Raw genomic sequence first — 1,334 nt, forward strand, 5'->3', positions numbered from 1 at the left:
GGCAGTATCTAATTAACTGTGTAAATGGAGGTTTGGGCGCAAGTTCGGACCTTTTTTATTAACTTCCATAACCATTCACACAGCGATGATAAGCAAAGACGACATCCTCAACTCGGAGTTTTTGAAGCAGTTCAAGGACTCCAAAGACTTCTCCTCTTTCATGGAGGAGCTCTATGTGCGCGGCACCGAAAAGATGCTGGAGGGAGAGCTGGACCATCACCTGGGCTACGGGAAGCACTCCCCCGAAGGCCGCAACAGCGGCAACTCCCGCAACGGAAAGACCAGTAAGAAGCTCAAGAGCAAGTACGGAGAGGTGGAGATAGAGGTGCCCCGCGACAGAGCCGGCACCTTTGAGCCGGTGCTGGTGCCCAAGCGGCGCGGCCTGGCCGAGGGCATCGAGGAGCTGGTCATCTCCCTTTACGCCAAGGGCATGAGCACACGTGACATCGAGGAGCAGCTGCGGGAGATCTACGGCTTCAACCTCTCCGAGTCCACCGTCTCCACCATCACCCACCGCGTGAGCGAGGACATCGCCGAGTGGCAGCAAAGGCCCCTGGAGCGGCTCTACTGCATCGTGTGGATGGACGGCATCGCCTTCAAGGTGCGCCACAGCGGCAAGGTCATCAGCAAGACCGTCTACCTGGCCGTGGGCCTCAACAGCGAGGGCAGGAAGGAGCTGCTGGGTATGTGGCTCTCGGAGAGCGAGAGCGCCGCCTTCTGGGTGGGCGTGCTCACCGACATCCGGGCCAGGGGCGTGGAGGACATCCTCATCACCTGCACCGACAACCTCTCGGGCTTCACACAGGGCATCAGGAGCGTTTTCCCGGAGGCGGCCACCCAGGTTTGCGTGGTGCACCAGATAAGAAACTCATGCCGGTATGTGGTGTGGAGGGACAAGAAGGCATTTGCCGCTGACATGAAGGCGATCTACAACGCCCCCACCAGGGAGGTTGCGGCTGTGGAGCTGGAGCGCTTTGAGCAGGCGTGGGGCTCCAAGTACCCTTATGCTGTCAAAAGCTGGCGGGCCAACTGGGAGGAGCTCACCGTCTTCTTTGACTTTCCCCTGGAGATCCGCCGCATCATCTACACCACCAACCTTATCGAGAACCTCAACGGCAAGATCCGCAAGTACACCAAGGGCAAGGGAGCTTTCCCGGATGACGGCTCGGTCAGGAAGGCCGTGTTCTTGGCCCTGAGGGAGATCACCAAGAAATGGACCCAGCCGCAGCGAAATTGGGGCCTGATTATGAACCAGTTTGTAACTTTATACCCGGAAAGATGTAGATTCTAAAACACCAGCCCGAACTCACTTACACACTTTTCTGGACACTGTC

General features: G+C 57.9%; 1 protein-coding gene. It reads left to right on the top strand.

The window, feature by feature from the left end; genetic code table 11:
* Window positions 1-85 precede the first annotated feature (85 nt).
* Window positions 86-1,291, top strand: coding sequence for an IS256 family transposase (locus BM040_RS21510; protein ID WP_025603863.1), 1,206 nt, complete (start codon window positions 86-88; stop codon window positions 1,289-1,291).
* The last annotated feature ends 43 nt before the right edge of the window (window positions 1,292-1,334 follow it).

The organism is Pontibacter chinhatensis, from assembly GCF_900113285.1.
GTDB classification, from domain to species: Bacteria; Bacteroidota; Bacteroidia; order Cytophagales; family Hymenobacteraceae; genus Pontibacter; species Pontibacter chinhatensis.

Bases quoted from the DNA above. Each gene is read 5' to 3' on its own strand.
- BM040_RS21510 (WP_025603863.1), top strand. From the start codon at position 86: ATGATAAGCAAAGACGACATCCTCAACTCGGAGTTTTTGAAGCAGTTC.